Genomic DNA, 20,359 nt, shown 5'->3' on the forward strand with positions numbered 1-20,359 from the left:
TTCTAGGTCTAGCCAGTTACAGCCGACACATTTATGACATTGATTAATGATTGCTGCTGTGCCAACATTTCCTGAAGTCGTTCAGAGGTGGGATGATCCCACCCCAGTAGATGCAACAATCCATGGGTCGCTAACCAAGCCAACTCCAGCTGTAGGGTATGTTGTTGCTCCTGGGCTTGCCGCGCTGCGGTCTCTACAGAAATAATGATGTCGCCCAGTTCTACGGGCATCTCCGACCATAGATTCGTAGGTTGATCAGTTAAGTCAAGGGTGGCAAAGGCCAGTACATCAGTGGGGTGATCTAAGTGCCGATAGGTTGCATTCAAATTTTGGATGGCCGCATCATCCGTTAGCAGCAGGCTCAACTCATAGGTTTGGATCGGAGAGATAGAGGGCTGCAAGCACTCAAACCATTGCTGAAACCAAGACTGCCAGGCTACAGCGGTAATTTGATGGGCTTGTCTAAGCACATCCTCAGCTAACGGAGTAGAGGATTGAACTACTCCGTCAAGATCCCATTGAATATGAACGTCGACTTGCATATTGCCTAAGACGACTCGCTAACGAGTCAAATAGGATAGCCCAATCAGCAATGCTAATAAACCCACCGTGGTTAATCCAAATTCTAGGAGCGACCGTTTAGGCTGGCGCACCATATTTCGCATCGCCATTTTGGTGTAAGTCCCTCCGGGGGGGCGGGTCGGAGCGGCGTCATTTGCAGGTGTAGGCTCGGCACTTGCCACTTCGACAGGGTTAGTGCTGGTTTCGTCAGTTACGGAAGGATCAGAACTCATGATTTAGAGGTGCAAATAACAACGCAGGAGAAAGATACAGCAGCCCCATTCGAAGGCCTATCTCCTTACCTCTAACTGTAAGTCATCCCTATAGAAGCAAGCAGGCCTTGATCTAATAGATTTAAGAAACAAATCGTCGTTCAAAGATCGATGCAGGCAGGAGAGTGTTGGATAAGGGCTGCTTCATTTCGTTGAGTCAGGCGGTAACACCTTGCAAAGTTAGGCTATTCAATAGCCCTTGAAAAAGTAAGAGACCATCGGTATAGCCCAATGTCGGATCGGAAGCGCGCTCTGGATGAGGCATCATCCCAACAACATTTCCCTGACGGTTACAAATACCCGCAATGTTCTCCACCGAGCCGTTAGGATTGGCCTCTGCGCCCACCTCGCCACTGGGGGTGCAATATCGAAACAGAATTTGCTGATGGGCTTGGAGCTGATTGAGGGTGTCTGGATCAGCGTAGTAACAGCCTTCGCCATGGGCGATGGGCAGGGTAATCACTTGGCCTGGCTGATAGGCTTGGGTCCAGGGTAGGTCAGTTCTCTCCACGCAAACAGGAACGCGATCGCAAATAAAATGCAGATCTCGATTCCGCACTAAGGCTCCTGGTAGTAACCCCGATTCAGTCAGCACTTGAAAGCCATTACAGATACCCAAGACCAGCTTGCCCTGCTCAGCATGGGCAATGGTGGCCTGCATGGCGGGAGAAAACCGAGAAATGGCTCCACAGCGCAAGTAGTCCCCGTAGCTAAATCCACCAGGGATAATCACCACATCTAGATCGCTAATATCTGTTTCCTGATGCCAGACCATACGAGTAGGTTGTTTGAGCAGATCACGGGTCACCAATACGACATCGCGATCGCAATTTGATCCCGGGAATACCAGCACACCGAACTTCATTTTGCTGCTCCTGCTGTGGGGACTACTTGCAGATCAAAGCGGTAATTCTCAATCACTGGATTGGCAAGGAGCTGATCACACATGCGATCAATCTGCTGACTAGCAGCGGCCTCATCATCTGCGGTGACCGTTAGCTCAACATATTTACCAATCCGAGTGGGACCCACATTGTCATATCCCAATTGCTTAAACCCCGTTTGGACCGCTGTACCCGCAGGGTCTAAGACCGATGGCCTCAAGGTCACATAGATTTTGGCCTGATAGGTTTGTGTCACGATTCCCACATGCATAGCGTTCCTTTTGAATGTACCTGATCCAGAGCACCAACAGACTAGGAAAAACAGTACTCATACCCGGTCTAAGGGGTTGAATTAGAGGTGGGTTGAGGATAGGTCAAAAAAGGAACTTCCAGCAACGTTCCAGTTCCAGATCCCACTGAAACATTAGCCCCTGCATCCCCCGCTTTTGTTTTGACATAACCTAACCCCAAAAGACCATCAGAGGTTTCCACCAGACTGGTCAGCACACCCACCTTTTTATTCCCGACCGTAATGGGCGTATTCGCAGAGACAGGTTCACTCAGTTGAATTCCCCAGAGCCGCTGTTTGACTCCCTGATAAGTGTTGAGGCGAGCAATCGTTTCTTGGCCGATGTAGCAGCCTTTATCAAAGGAAATGGTCTGCCAGAGCCCCGCTTCTAAAGGGTTAAAGTCTTCTGTCAACTCAGCATCCGGCTTGGGTCGCCCTTCAATGACTCTTAACTGCTCCCAAACCGTATCACCACAGGGACAAGCTCCTTGTTCCGTTAGGGATTGCCATAACTCAGCTCCCCATTCAGCATCGGCAAACAGGGTATAACCCGGTGTTGTCAAACCACTGCCTGAGGCAACACGAACAGTATGACCTTTGATTTGAGTCGTGATGTGGTGATGAGTGGGTTCAGGTAGTGCTGAAATACCCAGTTTTTGCAGGAGTAATGAACTTTCAGGCCCCAAGAGACTAAAAGTAATAGTTTGGGCCGTAATATCTTCAATCTTGACCTTGTCTCCAAAGAAGATATAACGATCGCACCAGCTCATTAATTGTTCTCGGCGAGTCGGTGAGACCAATAGCAACACAGAATCGTCTGTCACATATGCGTTAACCAGATCAATCGTGCGAGCCGTAGAAGTGACAAACACGCTCTCACAGCCTTCACCGGGTTTAAGAGTTTTGAAGACATTGGTGGTCTGGTTATGGAGAAAAGCCAGCCGATCCTGCTCGGTGAACTGCAGACGACCCCAATGGGTGCGATCACAGAGGGCTACCCCATCTTGAATCGCCTTTAAAGCGAATTCATCATTATCAAAACTGAGGATGGAGCTCTTATCCTCAGCCCATACTGCTCCATTTCGGCGTTGACAGTCCTGTAAGGTCTCAGACATCGTGGCGTTTATCCGTTATTCCTTGGGCAAGCTTGATTTTATTATTTCAGTGAAAAAGGAGGGCTAAATCATTAGCGTTGTTTACAGGTTATTGAAAAATACAAAAAAAGATTTCTTTTTACTAAGAAATTTAACGCAACTCTCTACTGGCAAACCTTTATTCGTGGCGATTAGCCGAAACAATTCTGTTCTATGAGATGATGATTGCCAGCATTATCTTTTCATTTATTCTATTACCCCTAGCTTCCAGCCATTTACAGGGGACCCTAAGATTTGAGAGGAGATTTATATCAATGACAATGGAAATGGTCAAACATGGTGGCGACCCCTTTGTTGGGGATCTCGCTACACCTGTGAATAGTTCTGGGATTGTAAAAGCCTGGATCAATAACCTACCGGCTTACCGCAAAGGCATGTCTGCCAATGCTCGGGGTTTAGAAATTGGGATGGCCCATGGCTATTACCTCTACGGTCCCTTTGCCACTTCAGGCCCTGTTCGAGGCACCACAATGGCGCTTGTATCGGGTGTACTATCCGCAAGCTGCGTCATTATCGTCTTAACCGTGGCAATGCAGCTCTATTCCAGTCTCTCTGTACCCAAGCCCCGCCCATCCGTAACCACGGCAGACCCTGGCAGCGACTTTGGCACTAAAGAAGGTTGGAGTGCAATTGGTAGTGGCTTCCTCATCGGCGGCTGCGGCGGTGCGGTTATCGCTGGCGTTCTTTCCTATGCGATTGCCATATTTGCTGGATAAGAATCTATTCACTCAACGATCGCTGTCAATCCCTGATCCCCAAGATTAGAGATTTGAGTAGCTAGCTGAACCCCTCTCTGCAGAAGCAAAGAGGGGTTCTCTTATGAACTGGTAATAGTAGGAATCAAAGATTGACATAGAGTTAGGGGATCAACCCCTAATTCTGTGCGCTGGTGAGCAGCAAATAATCCCGCCTGAGCATGCCACCAAATACCGCTACACAAGCTCTGACAGAGTGACTGCTGATCTCGTTGCTGGCTCAACAGTCCTGCCAAAATGCCCGTGAGCACATCTCCACTGCCTCCACGCGCTAAAGCGGGAGTGCTGTCAGGGTTAATCCATATCGAACCTTGGGGAGGAGCTAGCATCACCCTTGCCCCTTTATAAGCAATGTAAGTGTTACTAGACTGGGCAACGTGCCTCACCATCGACAGCACATCCTGGGATTGCTCATGCGGAAACAAGCGCTTAAATTCCCCTGGATGGGGCGTCAAGATAGTGGGAGCTGACCTAGATTGAAGGCTCTCCGGGCGATGCTGCACTAAAAGGTTAAGCCCATCAGCATCGATGACGAGAGGGCAGGCACAGGTCAACACCTCCCTCAAGACAGCATCTGTTTCTGTTGTCACGCCAGGGCCATAGGCAATGGCATCAAATGAGTCTAAGGATAGTTCTGGAGACAGACTTGCGATCGCACCCCGTTTCGTCTCAGGACAACCCATCACCAAAGCCTCTGGAACAGATTGCAATACCAGGAGTTTCAAAGAGGCGGGCACAGCAATGGTCATCATTCCTACCCCTGTTGCTCGTGCTCCCAGAGCAGCAAGGAGAATGCTGCCAGCATATTTTTGTGAACCGCCAATCAACAAGCAATGCCCTTGCCGATATTTATGGGTATTGGGATGGCGCTGGGTGGGCAGTCCGGCTCGGGCAGCCACCGAGGTAATTCTGTACACCTCTGGCTGAGAGCCCAAGACGGCCTTAATATCCGCCACAGGAATATCAAAATCAATCAGATGCAGCTGGCCACTGTAGGGCAAGCTTTGATCTTGCAAGAGCCCTAGCTTCCACAACCCCAGACAGAGGGTGTGGGTCGCTTGAATTGCCGTCCCTAGAATGGCTCCGGTATCGGTGTGCAGCCCCGAGGGTAAATCAATGCTGACAATCGGTTGCGGCCAGGCATTGAGTTGGTGTATTAGATCTGCGATCGCACCTTCAATGACTCGTTCCAGGCCAAACCCAAACAATCCATCTACAATCACATCACACTGTTGTAAAGCTTCTACTCCCTGGCCAATCTCCACCCCCAGGGAGGCAACATACTGTGCATGCTGTTCAGTTAGATCTTTTGCCCGAGGCAGGGGACGACAGACCTGAACTTGATACCCCTGAAAATACAGCTCACGGGCTACCACTAAGGCATCGCCACCATTATGCCCAGGACCGACTAAAATCCCAAGTCTTTGTACGTCTCCATATGGATAAAGGGCCTGAATGCGTCGTGCAATCAGACCCCCCACTTTCTCCATAAGAGCGGGAACAGGCATTCCCGCCTTAAAGATGCGTGATTCAATTTCTCGCATCTGCTGAGCAGTCACCACAGCTTCTTGAATCTGACGATGACGCTCGCTCATGTGTTGTTCTAAATTTTTAGCCTGCATCTCCCGTCAGGATATGAAACACTGCATCAAATCCAATTATGCGAACGAGAGAGGTTGAGCAACTCACATTTGAGCTAGTTAGACTCACGCCTAACATAAATTCCAACCTAATTGCTTCACCTTAGTAAGGGAAAAACAAGATATCTGGGAAAAAGCGATTAAGCTCAACCAAGAACCCTGCTGTAAGGGTAAAAAAGACAAAAGCAATCACAGGAGCCGTACTAAAAAACTTCATAAAACCTTTCTCCGAATCAATTTGGGGTGGGTCATAAACCCATGCATTTAGCGCGGTGAGACCGTAACATCAGAATCTGGAACAGTCAACTTACCAGAAGTGACTTCCCCAAGAGCTTTGAGAGGCCAAGCTAACGCGGCAATGGTAGAAGAAAGAGCCAAAGGCACATCAATAATGATTTCGCCCATTGCTGGGTTCTTAGGATTCTTCTTGCGGTTAGCAATTTGGTAATTGCGGCTAGCATTACCGATACCACCAGCGATGTAGATGAAAAGCAGACCAGGGATCAGAAAATCACCGGCACGGCTCCAAGGTCCGCCTGCAATAATTCGGGGCAGACCATCATCAGCACCGCACAAAGCGCTGCTATACATTTCAAAACGCTTCCGGCCAGATTCAGGATCACCAGTAGTATTACGAGCTTTAGCGGCCCGCTCTTGGAATTGGGGGGACTCACTACAGGGAACGAGTCCACCAATATCCGCAGAGGCTGGAGGGACAACACCAAGCCAGAGTGTCAAAACGACAAGGACAGCAAACAATCGACGCATAGAAATTGTTTCCCTTATAACGAAACAAGAATTTTTACGTAACAAAAAGCATTAACTTTTTGCCAGCGTAGACGCATAGACTTAAGAAGCCATCATACTCTTTGAGTAGGGTCTTGGTAAAGCATTGAAGCCCCTAAATACACGCATACACCATCAAAAAGTTACCAGTTTATGGCAACAGTTTTAGCAATTGAAACGAGTTGTGATGAAACTGCCGCTGCAGTTGTAAAAAAACGTCACATTTTAAGTAATATTGTTGCGTCCCAAATCGAAATTCATCGGCCCTATGGCGGTGTAGTACCAGAGGTCGCCTCCCGCCACCATGTGGAATCCATCAATGATGTCGTTAGCAAAGCCTTGTCCCAAGCCAATATAGATTGGCTAGACATTGATGGTATCGCTGTCACTTGTGCCCCTGGGCTGGTGGGAGCTCTGCTAGTTGGATTAACCGCAGCCAAAACCTTGGTCCTACTGCACCATAAACCCCTCATTGGGATTCACCATTTAGAAGGGCACATTCATGCGTCCTATCTTCAGAATCCTGATTTAGTCCCTCCTTTTCTTTGCCTACTAGTATCTGGTGGCCATACCAGCTTGATTAAGGTGGAAGACTGTGGCCAGTACCATACCCTAGGCCAAACCCGAGATGACGCAGCTGGAGAAGCCTTTGATAAAGTGGCTCGCCTACTGGGTCTGGGATATCCCGGTGGACCCGCCATTGATCACATTGCCAAGTCAGGCAATCCTAAAGCTTTTGCCCTACCTGAAGGAAAAATTTCTCTACCAGAAGGGGGCTTTCATCCCTATGACTCCAGCTTTAGCGGCTTAAAAACAGCCGTTCTGCGCTTAGTAGAATCCTTGCAGCAGGAAGGGGAAGACGTGCCCGTTGCAAATATTGCAGCCAGCTTTCAACAGACCGTTGCTCAAGGGCTGACTCGACGAACCATCAAATGTGCCTTGGACCATGGTTTATCGACCATTACAGTGGGCGGTGGTGTGGCCGCCAATAGTGCCCTACGACAACATTTATTAGCAGCTGCCGAAGACAAAAGTTTGCAAGTCCTGTTTCCGCCCCTATCTCTTTGTACAGACAATGCCGCTATGATCGCTTGTGCAGGTGCGGAACATTTAGATCGAGGCCATACCTCACCTCTTACCTTGGCTGCATTATCCCGAATGCCCATCTCTAAAGTGATGGAATTGTACCAAGGGTAATCCCGAATGCCATAACCTTTGGAGCTTGACGCTGAATGAATCTGATCGTGGTGGGGTCAGTCGCTAGCTTAGTAGCTGGACTGGCAACAGGTATCGGTGCATTGCCTGTATTATTCGTTAAAACTCTGACAGATCGCCTACAAGGTATTTTTCTCGGCTTTGGCGGTGGCGTCATGTTGGCAGCCACCGCCTTTTCCCTCATCGTGCCGGGCACAGACTTAGCAGTGGGCCAAGGCAATACCGAAACCCAGGCAGCTTTAATCATGGTGTTGGGCATTTTGCTGGGAGGTGGGTTCCTGTGGCTGGCCCACAATAATTTCCCCCACGAGCACTTCTTCAAAGGTCAGGAAGGCCCGTCAACCTCTAACATGACTCGCATCTGGCTATTTGTGGTCGCCATCACCCTGCACAATTTCCCAGAAGGGATGGCAGTAGGAGTGGGGTTTAGTGGAGGCTCCTTATCCAGCGGCATCGCCCTTGCCATTGGCATAGGCTTGCAAAATATGCCAGAAGGACTCGTGGTGGCCGTCGCTCTGCAGTCGCTTAACTACTCATCTCTCTACGCCCTAGGAGTAGCATTTCTCACAGGCCTAGTGGAGCCCATAGGCGGTGTCGTTGGCGCCAGTATTATCAGTCTGGCCCAACCCCTTTTACCCTGGGCAATGGCCTTTGCTGCAGGAGCCATGTTGTTTGTGATTAGCGATGAGATTATCCCTGAAACCAGCCGCAAAGGCATTCAACAGGAAGGGACTCTCGGCATCATGCTAGGTTTTGTAGTCATGATGTATTTAGATGTTGCCCTAGGGTAAAAGGCGAAGAAACAGCCTTAAAACAACATCATCTTGAACCAGTCGAGGGCTTCGGCTCCGCTCAGCCCCGTTACACAAAACAACTCTAGGAATTTAAGCAAAAGTCAGCGGACCTTATGCAACCAGCGGAAATGCAGCCGCCAAGGACCAGCCAAAAAACAATGCACTGCCAATTCCATAACTCCAAGCATCCTTCACGTAAGCAGCCACAAAAGAGAGGATGCCAAAAAAGATGGGGAAGACAGGTAACAGCAAAAAAACAAATCCCAATTGGGGAACCAGGCTAATCGTCCACACTAATCCTGCAATCAACACAATGGTCTGGCCTAGCCACCATAAAATACGCTTGCCTATCCCAATCTCTTGTTGGGCAATACCTGAGGCCAAGAACCAAGGTAAACAGGCCAGAGACAATATCGGCCATAGCTGCAAGCGGGCAGGGATTAACCACCATTGCACCCAGACGACTTGAGCCATTGCTCCAAAGGCCAACCATAAGAGGATAAACACCAGCAATCCTATCCCTACGGTTTTAGATGGGAAAAATTGACCTTGCCAGCGTGTTCTAGCAGGCCATAGACCTTGCACCCCTAGCCAAAACAGACCACCCAACAAAAACCAGATGCCTAAAGCTCCCCCTACTTTTAGTCCACCCAAATTTTCCAACTCTACTCCCTGGCTGATAAGGCGTACGCCAGCAGTAGCGGCTAGGGGCATAGCTAGTAATCCTCCCCAGTTTTGCCAAGGCTTGAGGGATGTGATTGGAGTTGCTGGAGCCGCAACACTAGGGACAATGGCGGCAAGGGCCATCAAACCGCCGATTAGGTGTAAGCCGTACCAGCCTATCCGTCGGTCCATATAGCTGCTGGTCTTCAATTGGCTAAAGGTTTGGTTTAACCACTGCAGAGCACTTTGGTGGCTAATATCACTAAACAAGATGGTGATGTGTTCAACCTTAGGCACAACAATCAGCTTTCTTCCCTTACCCTCAACTAGGTTTTGATTGTTTCCTCCGGCAGTTTGCAGCAGTTTGCGAGCACTCTCGACAAATTGACCTTCTCCACTCCCCACTTGGAGCTGTAAGTTGGCGGGTTTCTCAGCAGTCACCCCTGCACGGGTGGGTGAGACGGCAATGGTAGCGTCGAAGCGATCTCGTTGTTCGATACTGGCCGTCATCACCGCACTACTCCCCATGGAATGTCCCAGAATTGCCAGTCGTTCTGGATCCACTTCTGGCTGTTCGAGTAGGGCCTGATAGGCAACCTCTAAATCCGGCTGTAGGGTCTCCATATTCAACGGGGCAGGATTAGCACCATGTCCACTAAAATCCCACAAAAGACTGCTATAGCCTGCTTGGGCAAAGGTGTAACCATACCCCAGCATCAGTTGCTTAGACCCGGCAAAGCCATGGGCAATTAAAACGCCAGGTACCGGATCACTATTTTTAGGCGCGATGAAAATCATGGGGATATCATTCGCCGTCAAGGAACGAACCACCAGTCCTGAGCGGGCTTTAAAAACTCCGAACCAAGAGATTGCAATGAGTATAATTGCTGCAACCAACATCAAAAAACGCTGACGATTCATAAAAAAATCAAGAAAGAACTGATAAACATAGACATTTATTCCGTCTATACCACTGTGTACGAGTTTTTTCTCCTATAATGTGCTGAGTCTCTGATCCTATGGAATGACTCAGTGTCGAACCCCATAGCCAATATTGAAGAAGATTCGTACTTCTTGAGAAGGGATAAATACAACATCGGGTAACTAAAGAGGAAATAATGGCAAAAGGTAAAGTGAAGTGGTTCGACGCCCAAAAAGGATATGGTTTTATCGAACAAGAAAGTGGTGGGGATCTATTTGTACACCACTCAGCACTAAGTGAAGAATCTCTAGCAGAGGGCCAAACGGTTGAATTTGAAGTAGGCGAAGGCCGGAAAGGTCCTTGCGCTGTGAACGTCAAGTCAGTATAGACTTTAAGCCAATAGCAAGGAGAAGGCTGCCTAGTCTTCTCCCTTTGCAGATATACGTTTAATCTGTCAGATCGCCTTTTATCTACGATGGCTAGATAAAAACTTACGCATCTGGCTCTTTTCTTGTTTATCTCAGCTCAGTCAAGTATTCGTCGCCATAGCAAAAGCCCTCTGCAATTCTGCAGAGGGCTTTTGCTATGGCAGTAAAGGGAAGGATTCTAAACTTTAGCTTCTTCCTTAACGAGCTTATCCCAACCTAAATCCTTGAGAGAGTTGTTCCGACGCAATGGACGGGTAACTAGCTCTAGGATGTCGCGGGCATTCGTAAACCCATGAATTTGAGCAAAGGTAAACTCAACAGACCACTTGGTATTAATGCCCCGAGCTTCCAGTGGATTGGCATGGGCCATTCCGGTAATCACCAAATCAATATCCTGTTCATAGATGCGCTGGACCTGATTGTAGTTGTCAGGCTTCTCGACAATCTTGGGCATGGGCACACCCATGTCAATACAGGTCTTTTCTAAGAACTTCAGCTCTGCAGCTTGATAGCGCTTATCCATGTAGGGGATGCCAATTTCGGGGCAGGTCATGCCACAGCGAATTAAAAAGCGGGCCAGGGAAACTTCCAGTAAGTTATCTCCCATAAAAAAGACAGATTTCCCACGGATAATCTCAAGATAGTCTTCTAGGTTTGCCCAAATTTTAGCTTCGCGCTCCGCCAAACCTTTAGGCTCAACGTCCAGCACTGAGCATATTTTTTCGATCCAAGCACGGGTCCCATCAGGACCAATGGGGAATGGTGCACCAACGAGCTTACACTTACGTCGTCGCATTAAGGTTGTCGCAGTACGACTGAGGAAAGGATTGACACCTGCCACATAGTAACCTTCATCAATGACGGGCAATTCTGTAAATCGCTTAGCGGGTAGCCAGCCATTGACTTTAATTCCTTGCTTCTTCAACTCTAGAGTCAGCTGGGTCACCACTGGATCAGGAAGAGAGCCAAACATAACCAGCGGAGCATGGTCATGGTATTCCGATTCTTCGGCGACAACGTCTTCTTTTTTCTTGCCGAAATTGAGCAGCGAGGTAATAGCGTTGCCACGCTCTTGTTTTTCTGATTCCTCGACCACTGCATTACCCTTGGGACAGCGATGGGCCATTGCAGCGAGGACGGTGTCCTCCCCTTGGGTAAAGGCATAGTCCAGACCATTAGCCCGAGCCACCACGATGGGAATATCAATTTCGGATTCCAGGCGAGGTGCTAGACCTTCGAGGTCCATTTTGATGATCTCAGTGGTGCAGGTGCCAATCCAAACAATGACGCTGGGATTACGATCGCGTTTAATCTGCACGCACAACCGCTTCAGTTCTTCATAGTCATTGAGCTGGGCGGAAATATCCCCTTCTTCTAGCTCTGCCATAGCATAGCGAGGCTCAGCAAAAATCATCACACCCATGGCATTTTGCAAGAAATAGCCGCAGGTTTTGGTGCCAATCACAAGGAAGAAGCTATCTTCAATTTTTTGATAGAGCCAGGCTACGCAGCTAATGGGACAAAAAGTATGGTAATTCCCAGTTTCGCACTCAAAATCGAGAGCTTGTGGTTGAGTGTCAGCACGCGTCATAGTTATTAAATCCTTTTCTCAGTTCGGCAGCTATTTAGGGGAGAAACAAGATCACTGCAAGCCATCACAGCCCACAGTGATTAGTTAGATGGAGATTAAACCATCATCAGATCCAGCTCTTCTTCCTCAGTCTTCTTATTAGGTTCAGCAGGATTGAGATAGAAGTCAGATAGCAGCGCAAAGAGTTCGCGATCGGGGGCATCTTCAGGAACAACGCCTTCAGGCCCAGCCAAGATTTGGTCGGCAATATTGAGATAGTAATCACAAACAGGTGCGAGAGATGGATCGCTTTCTGCCATCTCAAACATTGTTTTACCTTTAACACGAGATACACGAATGTCCTCAATCAAAGGCAAGATTTCTAGCACAGGCATGGGGACATGATCGATATATTTGTCGATTAGGTCACGCTTAGAGGTGCGGTTGCCGATCAGTCCTGCAAGACGAAGGGGATGAGTGCGAGCCTTCTCACGAACAGAAGCTGCAATCCGGTTAGCTGCAAATAAAGCATCAAAACCATTGTCAGTGACGATCATGCAGTAGTCCGCATAGTTAAGGGGAGCAGCAAATCCGCCGCAAACCACGTCACCTAAGACGTCAAACAGAATGACATCATATTCATCAAAAGCATTGAGTTCTTTTAGGAGTTTGACGGTCTCTCCAACGACATAGCCGCCGCAGCCCGCGCCCGCTGGAGGACCCCCTGCTTCTACACAGTCGACACCACCATAGCCTTTGTAAATAACATCCTCAGGCCAGACATCTTCGTAGTGGTAATCCTTCTCTTGCAGTGTGTCAATGATTGTCGGAATCAAGAAACCAGTCAAAGTGAAGGTGCTGTCATGCTTAGGGTCACAGCCAATTTGTAGAACCTTCTTGCCTCGCTTGGCTAAGGCAACCGAAATGTTGCAACTGGTTGTAGATTTACCGATTCCGCCTTTTCCGTAAACTGCAAGTTTCACAGTGGGTATTCTCCTATGGTTGTGATTGAAGCAGCGAGCACCGAATGTTTTCTATCCAGTCAGTAGCAAACGCCAAATTTATTAACTGAAGCTCTGTATGAATTATTGAGCATATCCAGACAATTGGGAAGGTGCTAAAGTCTCAAAAAATCAATTAAAAGATTATTTTTAGATTTTATTGAGATTTATAGAAGCATAAAAGACCTTATGAAGGGCATCAGAAGTTATTTAGCTAATAAATTTATATATGCTTATATTTTTTATAAAAATAAGAACAACAGACAAATAATACTCAAACCGCCATCTTGTTTACAGAACCGAACCAAATTTCAACCCTATGGCACCTCCGATGGCCCAATATATATGGGCTAAGGTCCACGACTCTTAGTGAGCGCTAAATGCTCAGCTCAATGCAATAGACATAGACCAATCAAGCTAAGGGTTTAGATTTAGCATTCCAATCCGGGATATCCAGATAACCATTTCATCTTGACTATTCAAGCTGGAGCAGGAACTGAGGTTTGTCTTAGGTATTGATACCTGGGCCATGTAAACACCATCCTGATCGGTGTTAAAGCTGAGTCATATTAATCACTACCAGATTTGGAAGGCCTGAGAAAAAATACTCAATATTGAGCCTTCAGAGTATTACTCAGACATTGCAGGACTTAGGGCGGCAAGCAATTTATTGCCAATCCATCAACAGCCAGGAGTTCAATTCATCCTGATCTAGAGAAAACTAGGATTGTTACGATTAATAAATTTTCCCCTTTTGGCTAACATTTGAGAAGTTGTCTGCCACGACTTCGGCCGTTAGCAGCATTCAATGAAAATTGTCTAGGAATATCATTGAGCCAAAAGCGAGTCGAACAGCTGGGCTTGGGAACAACCAAAGACTCATTTTCTTTGGAAAATAGTTAAATTCGCACCTGTCTCTATAGGGATGGGAGTAAGCTAATTCCTAATGATTTACTCGATAGATTGACTGAACTAGCATCTCAACTCGGATCCCGATAGGATGAGTCTAGGACGAATGAGTCGTCGTCTTCAGGTCAACTCAGGTCATTGAGCTTTGATAAAAACTCCCCCAATCCCATGTTCATCAACACCCTAGGAGAGCTGTTTTGACTCCTCACTGGTTGCTTAAGTTCAACGTCTGGAAGCGACGCCAACCCAGCTGGTCCTTGGTAAAAAGCTACGAAGCCATTAGCTCGGCATCCGTGGACTCGATTTGGCGAAAAGTGGTTGATTTAGCAGATGTATCTTGGCATCCTCTAATTACCAGCACCAATGTTCCTTATGGTTTAGTGCCAAAGCCCGGTTTGATCTATCAGGCGGTGAGTCGCATGGTGCCCTTACCGTTTCGAATTTTTGTTGAGCGGGTCAATCCAGGGGAACTCGTTAGTTTCCGCATTATTGCGTTACCAGGGGTTGAGGAACGAGTGGTGTATCGGGTAGAGTCCAGCATTTGTGGCACCTGTGTCTCTTATTCAGTGATGATGCGAGGCTGGTTATCCCCCTTAGTATGGTCAATGATGCAGAGACATGCAGAGAAAGTGGCCCAAAGGTTAGCAGAAGCAGCAGAGAATGAGACGTTGCAGTCTGTTTCTGGCTATCTACCCGCTCGGAAGAATACTTGCTTTGACTTTTAGGGTCCTAGCCATTTCTAAGCTTAAATTTCTGACATAGCTCAGATTCAATCTGATGGTGAAGGAGGAAGCAACGCTGTTGCTAGCGGCTGGCCACTGACGGTGCAGTCATCTCTTGAGGATGAAGGTATTCCTCCAAAGTTGATACAGTAAGAACCGATAAGACACTCTGATAAAGAACACTATGCCCGACACGATAGCCCCTTCAGCCGCAAAAATTTTGGAGGTCTTGCAACCTGTTCAAGATCCTGAACTCCAAAAGAGCCTGGTGGATCTGAATATGATCCGCAATGTGAAAGTTGAGAATGGCATCGCAACCTTTACCTTGGTCCTGACCACTCCTGCTTGCCCACTGCGCGAGATGATTGTTGACGACTGTAAGAAAGCCGTGCAGACATTACCGGGCATTGAGTCTGTAGAAGTTGAAGTCACGGCAGAAACGCCCCAGCAAAAGAGTGTTCCTGATCGCACAGGGGTGCCTGGGGTCAAAAATATTATTGCGGTTTCTAGCGGTAAAGGTGGGGTGGGCAAAAGCACCGTTGCCGTGAATATTGCCGCGGCCTTGGCCCAGTCAGGCGCGAGTGTTGGCATGATTGATGCCGATATTTATGGTCCCAATGTGCCTACTATGTTGGGCTTAGAAGATGCTGTGGTTGAGGTCCGCAAAGAGGCTCATGGTGATGTGATGGAGCCTGCGATCGCACAGGGTATCAAGCTCGTTTCCATGGGTTTTTTGATCGACAAAGACCAGCCCGTCATTTGGCGGGGTCCCATGTTGAACGGCATTATTCGCCAATTTCTCTATCAGGTGGATTGGGGAAACTTAGACTATCTGATTATCGATTTACCCCCCGGCACAGGGGATGCTCAACTCACCCTAGCCCAAGCAGTGCCAATGGCAGGGGTGGTGATTGTCAGTACCCCCCAAAATGTTGCCCTTCTCGATGCCCGCAAGGGACTAAAAATGTTTCAACAGTTGGGTGTGCCCATATTGGGAGTCGTAGAAAATATGAGTTACTTTATCCCTCCCGATCGGCCTGAAACCCAATACGATATTTTTGGCTCTGGGGGCGGTGAAAAGATAGCGCAGGAATTAGGTGTTCCTTTAATTGGCTGTGTTCCCCTAGAGATTCCGGTGCGCGAAGGTGGAGATCAAGGAAAGCCGATTGTCCTCAGTGGCTCATCTGCCTCTGCCCTAGCTTTCAAGAAGATTGCAACGGATGTTGCGGCGAAGGTTTCGGTTGCGGCTTTGACTTAAGTTGTTAGACCACTCTTTTTTATCCAGCCTTTAAGCTTCGATTCTTCCATGCTGATCAATAAAACTCTGCGCAAATGGTTTCCATGGCGAACCTGGATTCAGCCTTGGGATAATATCGACCGTTGGTTACTGCTGTTAGCGATTGGGTTAACGGTTTTTGGCGGCATTTTGATTCGGAGTACCCAAGCAACCCAAGGTTGGACAGACTGGCTCCAGCATTGGACGATTGGGGCCATTGGGGTGGCTATTGCCATGACGATTGCCACTTGGCCCTATCAAATTCTATTGAGTTTACACTGGCTCATTTATGCGGTGACAAATTTATCGTTGGTCGCCGTTATCGCTATAGGAACCAGCGAATTGGGGGCTCAAAGATGGATCTCCGTGGCCGGTTTTAATGTTCAACCGTCTGAATTTGCCAAAATCGGAGTCATTATCTCTTTAGCTGCCCTACTCCACCATCGTCCCGCCACTAAGCTATCTTCAGTCCTCCAGATTCTGGCTATTACTTTTATTCCTTGGGCGTTAGTACTGGTTCAGCCCGACCTAGGAACATCTTTGGTGTTTGCAGCCATTACCCTAGGCATGATGTATTGGGCCAATGCCAATTTGGGTTGGATTGTTCTCCTATTTTCACCGCTAATCTCTGGAATTTTATTCAATATTCCCCCAACCTCCCATTGGCTATGGATAATTTGGGCTATTTGGTTGGTTTCGATTGCGTTTATCGGTTGGCTCAGTATTCCCTTCCGGATGATCGGGGGAATGGGCGCCTTGTTGATTAATTTAGGCTCTGGCGTGTTGGGCCGAGTCGCGTGGGGGTTTCTTCAGGAATATCAAAAAGCTCGGATCATTCTGTTTCTAGATCCTGAACAAGATCCCTTGGGGGGAGGCTATCACCTAATTCAGTCTCGGATTGCCATTGGCTCAGGACAGCTTTGGGGGCGAGGGCTAGATCAAGGAACGCAGACGGGGTTAAGTTTTATCCCCGAGCAACATACCGACTTCATTTTTTCGGCGGTGGGGGAGCAATTTGGCTTTGTCGGCAGTTTAGCTCTGATAGCCGCCATTTGGCTGTTATGTATCCGCCTGATTTTTGTGGCTTTGAATGCTGAAGACGATTTTGGTTCTTTAATCGCCATCGGTGTGCTGTCGATGGTTATTTTTCAAGTCTTTGTGAACATTAGTATGACCATCGGTCTGGCCCCTGTGACGGGGATTCCTTTGCCTTGGCTGAGTTATGGTCGTTCAGCCCTACTGACAAACTTTATTGCCATAGGTTTAGTAGAATCGGTGGCCAATCACCGGAAAAAACGCAGGTTTTAACGGGCTCTTCTGCGACTTGAAGGGGAATTAGTCCATTATGATAAAAAAGCTAGTGTGATGCAGTTAAGGTCTAAAACGAATGAGCGCCATGATTTTGCCCGGTTCAGCAGTTCGCGTTGTGAATACGGGTGATACCTATTTTGGATTTGAAGGCCAGGTCCAACGGGTTGCAGATGGTCAGGCAGCCGTTATTTTTGATGGGGGAAACTGGACCAAGATTGTCACGTTTCGCCTACCCGAGTTAGAGATCGTCAAACGAGGCAAGGGTAAAAAGTAAGGCTTCTAAAGTTGATCGCAGCGGAATCGCCTAGGACTGGTTGGCTTGTTGACAAGCCAAGTAGGTGGCTTCGACTAATTCCAAATCATCGAGGCCTAAAGCGAGGGGCTGGTTGTTTTGCCCCAGAAGGGTCCGAATTTGATCGGCAAGTTTGGTAGTGACTTGCGATCGCATCCGGGATACCAGTTGCGATCGATATCCTAGAAAATCTCGCAGCGTCAGAAATTGATCAGGCGTTATCGTTTTGAGCTGAGGATTTGTAACCAACTCTGTAGCCAGCTGGGATGAAATGGGCGAGAAATCAAAGAGTTGTTGAGTCTCATTAGCACCCTGTTGCTGATCCTGAACCACTAAAGTACCCGCCACTAAATCTCCTAGGCGTTTTTCTGATTGGGTCACCGTAATCAGAATGACACCTACAAAGAAAAAGAAAACATCAATACTATTCAACAAACTGCGAATACTACTTTCTTTGATACCAACCGGCTGCCCCGTATCCCGCACAACTCGAATTTTGGCGATGCGTTTGCCCGGCGTTTGTCCCTGCCATAAGGTTTCAAAGGCGATGAAATAGCAATTGGATAAAACAAACGTCAAAAAGGTAGCAATGGCTTCGATCCATTGGTTTAGTTCACCCTGATCAAATGCAGCACTGGCATTAGTCAGAACGGGGAGCAGGATAGAGAGATACAAAATCGAGCCAAAGTACCAAAACAGGCAAATGCCCACCCATAGCAATAGCTGATCAATAGCCCAGGCCAAGGTTCGACTACCAATGCCTCCTAATGCTAAATCTAGCTCAATACTTTCTGGGGTTTGCAACATAACGCGCCGCAAATGGTTCTGAGGATTCGTCGCAGTAATATCCAGATCAAACGTTAATCCCTCATTACGACTGCGTAAATCGTAATAAATGACTGCTTTGATTGCTTGATAAACCGGAAAAGCCGCAATCATAATAAATAAAATTGCGAAGACACTAAAAATAGACAAGAACATACTCATCGAGAAAGGAGGGATTAATAGCAATCCACAGATTATGACGACGGATAGAGATTGCCACCCCTGCCTTTGGGTCAGTTGCCAGCTCCGTCGGATTGCCTCTCGGGCAGAGACATTTTCGAAGGCAATGACAACATCAAATAGCCACAACCGAGCGATAAAATAACTAAAAAATAAGAAGAGCCCAATATAGAGTAATAAGAATAGAACAATAACCGTAATCAGAGTCAGTAGAACCGAAGAAAAATCTTGCTCCGACAGGGTGAAGAAATCAAAAAAATCCGGGTCGCGGATAGACGAAAAAAAGACTCTCAGGATCAGCCCGAGAATAAAAGCCAAGACAAAATATATTCCTGCCAAGGCCAACCAGAACAGCACTTCTCCTCGAAAGAATGTCCATATCCGGGGGAAGAGCCTTTTTTGAATGTCTTCCTTCGTTTCACTACGGCTGACCAGTTTATTGAAAACAAGCTGGGAGAGGACGCCACCGATAGCCGTCTTACGACCCCGGCCAAAAGCCAACAGCGGCAGAGTAAACAGTAGTGACAAAATCCCAAGTTCTGTCCAATTAGACAACCCAATCGTTTGGCCAATAACAGACCCTATACCTGCACAGAAGGAGGCTCCCAAACCTGTCAAAAAAAGCCAGAGATAGGACTGTAAACTGGTTGTGATGTAATCATCGCTTTTTTCTCGAAAAAGCTGAATGGCGACCGTCACGACATTCCCAGCCGTCAGCACAGAGTGGATGCGATGACTGCTGGTAAAGCCCTGTCCATAGGCAGCTCCGCCAGCATCATTCGGTATATTCTCAGCCATAGATTAAAGGGGCATCAACTGAAGACATTAGCTAGGATGCCCTAGTTTCAGCCAGACCAAGGAGAACAGACAGAAAATTTATTGCTGGCGCATTTTTTCAAGATAGCGATTAGCCCTAATTTCGGCCTCTGCCATCACTTCTTCCAAGCTATCTACTATTTCTCCTGGGCGATTTTCCAACACTTTCGTAGATAGAGACACTCGCCCCCGTCCTGGGTCAAGATCCAAAACAATGGCTTTGATCGGTTCCCCAATCTTAAGAACTGAACTGAGATTAGGGACAAAGTTCTGACTCACTTCTTTGATGTGCAGTAAACCGGTCAGCCCTTGGAGTTTAATAAAGGCACCAAACGGCTTGAGGTCAGATACCGTACCACTAACCAATTGCCCAATTTCCAATTCGCCAATACGGCTGGATTGTTCGGCCATCCGATTCGACAACACCAGCTTTTTCCGTTCGGAATCCACTTCTAGAAAGGTGACCGTCAATTGACTACCAATTTGTCCCTCTAAATTATCTCGGTCTAACAGGTGAGACCGAGGGATAAATCCCCGTAGTCCTTCAACATCAGCAGTTACACCACCTTTGTTGACCCCTGTAATCGTGACCTGAATACTTTGATCTTGAGATTGCAACTCTAATAATTTTGTCCAGAGATGCTTCAGTTCCAAACGACGAATCGACAACGTTACTTGACCATTGGCATCTTGGCCTTTGATGATCAAAAACTCACGCTCTTCCTCTAAGGGAACTATTTCTTCCAGAGAGAATTGTTTACGAAGAGAGGCCTCTTGGCTAGGGAGAAAAGCAGTGGCTTTACCCCCGATATCTATATAGGCACCATCACTGTCGTAATTAACAGTTTTTCCCTGCACTGTTTGTCCCACTTCAAAAGAATAATCGTGCTGGGACAGTGCTTTGGCAAAATCGTCGGCTGAGAATGACAAGGTATTTTCCGGGCAGTCTAAAACATCTATGGCTACAATCTTATAGCAAGCTACAAAGATACAAATACAAAATTATTATGAGTTTTTGGAACTCAAACTTTAACCCTCGGAAATGTGGGAAATATTGTGATCCAGATATTCGCCAGTTCGACCTTGCAATCCGG

21 protein-coding genes are annotated in these 20,359 nt (G+C 47.5%); 8 read left to right on the forward strand and 13 right to left on the reverse strand.

Annotated features, from left to right (window positions below):
* Positions 1-8: 8 nt before the first annotated feature.
* The 5 genes from ybeY to ygfZ all read right to left on the reverse strand — a co-directional run bounded on the left by ybeY (position 9) and on the right by ygfZ (position 3,121).
* Positions 9-542: an rRNA maturation RNase YbeY gene (gene ybeY, locus I1H34_RS19025; RefSeq protein WP_212662545.1), complete on the reverse strand. Its 534-nt coding sequence runs from the start codon at positions 540-542 to the stop codon at positions 9-11.
* Between the two features lie 18 nt (positions 543-560).
* Positions 561-794, reverse strand: a complete 234-nt coding sequence (locus tag I1H34_RS19030; RefSeq protein ID WP_212662546.1) for a DUF3285 domain-containing protein — start codon at positions 792-794, stop codon at positions 561-563.
* A gap of 196 nt (positions 795-990) precedes the next feature.
* Complete coding sequence (gene purQ, locus I1H34_RS19035) at positions 991-1,698, reverse strand: phosphoribosylformylglycinamidine synthase subunit PurQ (RefSeq protein ID WP_212662547.1); 708 nt, start codon at positions 1,696-1,698, stop codon at positions 991-993.
* The gene (purS, locus tag I1H34_RS19040; RefSeq protein ID WP_212662548.1) at positions 1,695-1,988 is read right to left on the reverse strand and encodes a phosphoribosylformylglycinamidine synthase subunit PurS; all 294 of its coding nucleotides are present in this window, start codon (positions 1,986-1,988) and stop codon (positions 1,695-1,697) included. The genes purQ and purS overlap by 4 nt, the downstream gene beginning before the upstream one ends.
* A 68-nt stretch (positions 1,989-2,056) precedes the next feature.
* Positions 2,057-3,121 (reverse strand): CAF17-like 4Fe-4S cluster assembly/insertion protein YgfZ, encoded by a 1,065-nt coding sequence (gene ygfZ, locus I1H34_RS19045; protein WP_212662549.1) that lies wholly within the window; start codon positions 3,119-3,121, stop codon positions 2,057-2,059.
* 293 nt (positions 3,122-3,414) lie between these two features.
* On the opposite strand from ygfZ, the gene I1H34_RS19050 reads away from it, so the two are divergent.
* Positions 3,415-3,876 carry a photosystem I reaction center subunit XI gene (locus I1H34_RS19050; RefSeq protein ID WP_212662550.1) on the forward strand — a complete coding sequence of 154 codons (462 nt, stop codon included), beginning with the start codon at positions 3,415-3,417 and terminating at the stop codon, positions 3,874-3,876.
* A 101-nt stretch (positions 3,877-3,977) separates the two neighbouring features.
* Here the strand turns inward: I1H34_RS19050 and I1H34_RS19055 are convergent, their stop codons facing one another.
* The 3 genes from I1H34_RS19055 to I1H34_RS19065 all read right to left on the reverse strand — a co-directional run bounded on the left by I1H34_RS19055 (position 3,978) and on the right by I1H34_RS19065 (position 6,323).
* Positions 3,978-5,510, reverse strand: coding sequence for an NAD(P)H-hydrate dehydratase (locus I1H34_RS19055; protein WP_249369394.1), 1,533 nt, complete (start codon positions 5,508-5,510; stop codon positions 3,978-3,980).
* Positions 5,511-5,658: 148 nt separating this feature from the next.
* Positions 5,659-5,772: a Photosystem I reaction center subunit IX gene (locus I1H34_RS19060; protein ID WP_212662552.1), complete on the reverse strand. Its 114-nt coding sequence runs from the start codon at positions 5,770-5,772 to the stop codon at positions 5,659-5,661.
* Between the two features lie 47 nt (positions 5,773-5,819).
* A complete protein-coding gene (locus I1H34_RS19065; protein ID WP_212662553.1) occupies positions 5,820-6,323 on the reverse strand; it encodes a Photosystem I reaction center subunit III in 504 nt (167 codons plus the stop codon).
* Between the two features lie 171 nt (positions 6,324-6,494).
* On the opposite strand from I1H34_RS19065, the gene tsaD reads away from it, so the two are divergent.
* Together tsaD and I1H34_RS19075 are read left to right on the forward strand one after the other, a co-directional pair.
* Complete coding sequence (gene tsaD / locus I1H34_RS19070) at positions 6,495-7,538, forward strand: tRNA (adenosine(37)-N6)-threonylcarbamoyltransferase complex transferase subunit TsaD (RefSeq protein ID WP_212662554.1); 1,044 nt, start codon at positions 6,495-6,497, stop codon at positions 7,536-7,538.
* A 35-nt stretch (positions 7,539-7,573) separates the two neighbouring features.
* Positions 7,574-8,347, forward strand: coding sequence for a ZIP family metal transporter (locus I1H34_RS19075; RefSeq protein WP_212662555.1), 774 nt, complete (start codon positions 7,574-7,576; stop codon positions 8,345-8,347).
* A gap of 114 nt (positions 8,348-8,461) precedes the next feature.
* On the opposite strand, the gene I1H34_RS19080 is transcribed toward I1H34_RS19075, so the two are convergent.
* Positions 8,462-9,934 (reverse strand): alpha/beta hydrolase, encoded by a 1,473-nt coding sequence (locus I1H34_RS19080; RefSeq protein WP_212662556.1) that lies wholly within the window; start codon positions 9,932-9,934, stop codon positions 8,462-8,464.
* A 197-nt stretch (positions 9,935-10,131) separates the two neighbouring features.
* On the opposite strand from I1H34_RS19080, the gene I1H34_RS19085 reads away from it, so the two are divergent.
* Positions 10,132-10,323 (forward strand): cold-shock protein, encoded by a 192-nt coding sequence (locus I1H34_RS19085; RefSeq protein WP_212662557.1) that lies wholly within the window; start codon positions 10,132-10,134, stop codon positions 10,321-10,323.
* A gap of 218 nt (positions 10,324-10,541) precedes the next feature.
* Here the strand turns inward: I1H34_RS19085 and I1H34_RS19090 are convergent, their stop codons facing one another.
* Positions 10,542-11,954, reverse strand: a complete 1,413-nt coding sequence (locus I1H34_RS19090; RefSeq protein ID WP_212662558.1) for a ferredoxin:protochlorophyllide reductase (ATP-dependent) subunit N — start codon at positions 11,952-11,954, stop codon at positions 10,542-10,544.
* 95 nt (positions 11,955-12,049) lie between these two features.
* On the reverse strand, positions 12,050-12,916 hold the full coding sequence (bchL, locus tag I1H34_RS19095; RefSeq protein ID WP_212662559.1) for a ferredoxin:protochlorophyllide reductase (ATP-dependent) iron-sulfur ATP-binding protein: 867 nt from the start codon (positions 12,914-12,916) through the stop codon (positions 12,050-12,052).
* A gap of 1,124 nt (positions 12,917-14,040) precedes the next feature.
* On the opposite strand from bchL, the gene I1H34_RS19100 reads away from it, so the two are divergent.
* The 4 genes from I1H34_RS19100 to I1H34_RS19115 all read left to right on the forward strand — a co-directional run bounded on the left by I1H34_RS19100 (position 14,041) and on the right by I1H34_RS19115 (position 17,426).
* Positions 14,041-14,568 carry an SRPBCC family protein gene (locus I1H34_RS19100; protein ID WP_212662560.1) on the forward strand — a complete coding sequence of 176 codons (528 nt, stop codon included), beginning with the start codon at positions 14,041-14,043 and terminating at the stop codon, positions 14,566-14,568.
* Positions 14,569-14,749: 181 nt separating this feature from the next.
* Positions 14,750-15,823, forward strand: coding sequence for an Mrp/NBP35 family ATP-binding protein (locus I1H34_RS19105; protein WP_212662561.1), 1,074 nt, complete (start codon positions 14,750-14,752; stop codon positions 15,821-15,823).
* A gap of 48 nt (positions 15,824-15,871) precedes the next feature.
* Positions 15,872-17,149 (forward strand): rod shape-determining protein RodA, encoded by a 1,278-nt coding sequence (gene rodA, locus I1H34_RS19110; protein ID WP_212662562.1) that lies wholly within the window; start codon positions 15,872-15,874, stop codon positions 17,147-17,149.
* An 88-nt stretch (positions 17,150-17,237) separates the two neighbouring features.
* Positions 17,238-17,426 carry an NAD(P)H dehydrogenase subunit NdhS gene (locus tag I1H34_RS19115; RefSeq protein WP_212666344.1) on the forward strand — a complete coding sequence of 63 codons (189 nt, stop codon included), beginning with the start codon at positions 17,238-17,240 and terminating at the stop codon, positions 17,424-17,426.
* A 30-nt stretch (positions 17,427-17,456) separates the two neighbouring features.
* Here the strand turns inward: I1H34_RS19115 and I1H34_RS19120 are convergent, their stop codons facing one another.
* Entirely contained in the window at positions 17,457-19,247 is a 1,791-nt protein-coding gene (locus I1H34_RS19120) for an RDD family protein (protein WP_212662563.1), read from the reverse strand.
* Positions 19,248-19,325: 78 nt separating this feature from the next.
* Positions 19,326-20,195 carry a S1 RNA-binding domain-containing protein gene (locus I1H34_RS19125; RefSeq protein WP_212662564.1) on the reverse strand — a complete coding sequence of 290 codons (870 nt, stop codon included), beginning with the start codon at positions 20,193-20,195 and terminating at the stop codon, positions 19,326-19,328.
* Positions 20,196-20,359: the final 164 nt, after the last annotated feature.

Source organism: Acaryochloris marina S15, from assembly GCF_018336915.1.
In the GTDB taxonomy this organism is placed as follows: Bacteria; Cyanobacteriota; Cyanobacteriia; order Thermosynechococcales; family Thermosynechococcaceae; genus Acaryochloris; species Acaryochloris marina_A.

What these genes read in the sequence shown, in the direction of transcription:
- purQ (WP_212662547.1), bottom strand. Translation starts at nt 1,698, where the DNA reads ATGAAGTTCGGTGTGCTGGTATTCCCGGGATCAAATTGCGATCGCGAT.
- I1H34_RS19080 (WP_212662556.1), bottom strand. Translation starts at nt 9,934, where the DNA reads ATGAATCGTCAGCGTTTTTTGATGTTGGTTGCAGCAATTATACTCATT.
- I1H34_RS19055 (WP_249369394.1), bottom strand. Translation starts at nt 5,510, where the DNA reads ATGAGCGAGCGTCATCGTCAGATTCAAGAAGCTGTGGTGACTGCTCAG.
- I1H34_RS19050 (WP_212662550.1), top strand. Translation starts at nt 3,415, where the DNA reads ATGACAATGGAAATGGTCAAACATGGTGGCGACCCCTTTGTTGGGGAT.
- ygfZ (WP_212662549.1), bottom strand. Translation starts at nt 3,121, where the DNA reads ATGTCTGAGACCTTACAGGACTGTCAACGCCGAAATGGAGCAGTATGG.
- I1H34_RS19090 (WP_212662558.1), bottom strand. Translation starts at nt 11,954, where the DNA reads ATGACGCGTGCTGACACTCAACCACAAGCTCTCGATTTTGAGTGCGAA.
- I1H34_RS19075 (WP_212662555.1), top strand. Translation starts at nt 7,574, where the DNA reads ATGAATCTGATCGTGGTGGGGTCAGTCGCTAGCTTAGTAGCTGGACTG.
- purS (WP_212662548.1), bottom strand. Translation starts at nt 1,988, where the DNA reads ATGCATGTGGGAATCGTGACACAAACCTATCAGGCCAAAATCTATGTG.
- I1H34_RS19115 (WP_212666344.1), top strand. Translation starts at nt 17,238, where the DNA reads ATGATTTTGCCCGGTTCAGCAGTTCGCGTTGTGAATACGGGTGATACC.
- ybeY (WP_212662545.1), bottom strand. Translation starts at nt 542, where the DNA reads ATGCAAGTCGACGTTCATATTCAATGGGATCTTGACGGAGTAGTTCAA.
- I1H34_RS19120 (WP_212662563.1), bottom strand. Translation starts at nt 19,247, where the DNA reads ATGGCTGAGAATATACCGAATGATGCTGGCGGAGCTGCCTATGGACAG.
- I1H34_RS19085 (WP_212662557.1), top strand. Translation starts at nt 10,132, where the DNA reads ATGGCAAAAGGTAAAGTGAAGTGGTTCGACGCCCAAAAAGGATATGGT.
- rodA (WP_212662562.1), top strand. Translation starts at nt 15,872, where the DNA reads ATGCTGATCAATAAAACTCTGCGCAAATGGTTTCCATGGCGAACCTGG.
- I1H34_RS19060 (WP_212662552.1), bottom strand. Translation starts at nt 5,772, where the DNA reads ATGAAGTTTTTTAGTACGGCTCCTGTGATTGCTTTTGTCTTTTTTACC.
- I1H34_RS19030 (WP_212662546.1), bottom strand. Translation starts at nt 794, where the DNA reads ATGAGTTCTGATCCTTCCGTAACTGACGAAACCAGCACTAACCCTGTC.
- tsaD (WP_212662554.1), top strand. Translation starts at nt 6,495, where the DNA reads ATGGCAACAGTTTTAGCAATTGAAACGAGTTGTGATGAAACTGCCGCT.
- I1H34_RS19065 (WP_212662553.1), bottom strand. Translation starts at nt 6,323, where the DNA reads ATGCGTCGATTGTTTGCTGTCCTTGTCGTTTTGACACTCTGGCTTGGT.
- I1H34_RS19105 (WP_212662561.1), top strand. Translation starts at nt 14,750, where the DNA reads ATGCCCGACACGATAGCCCCTTCAGCCGCAAAAATTTTGGAGGTCTTG.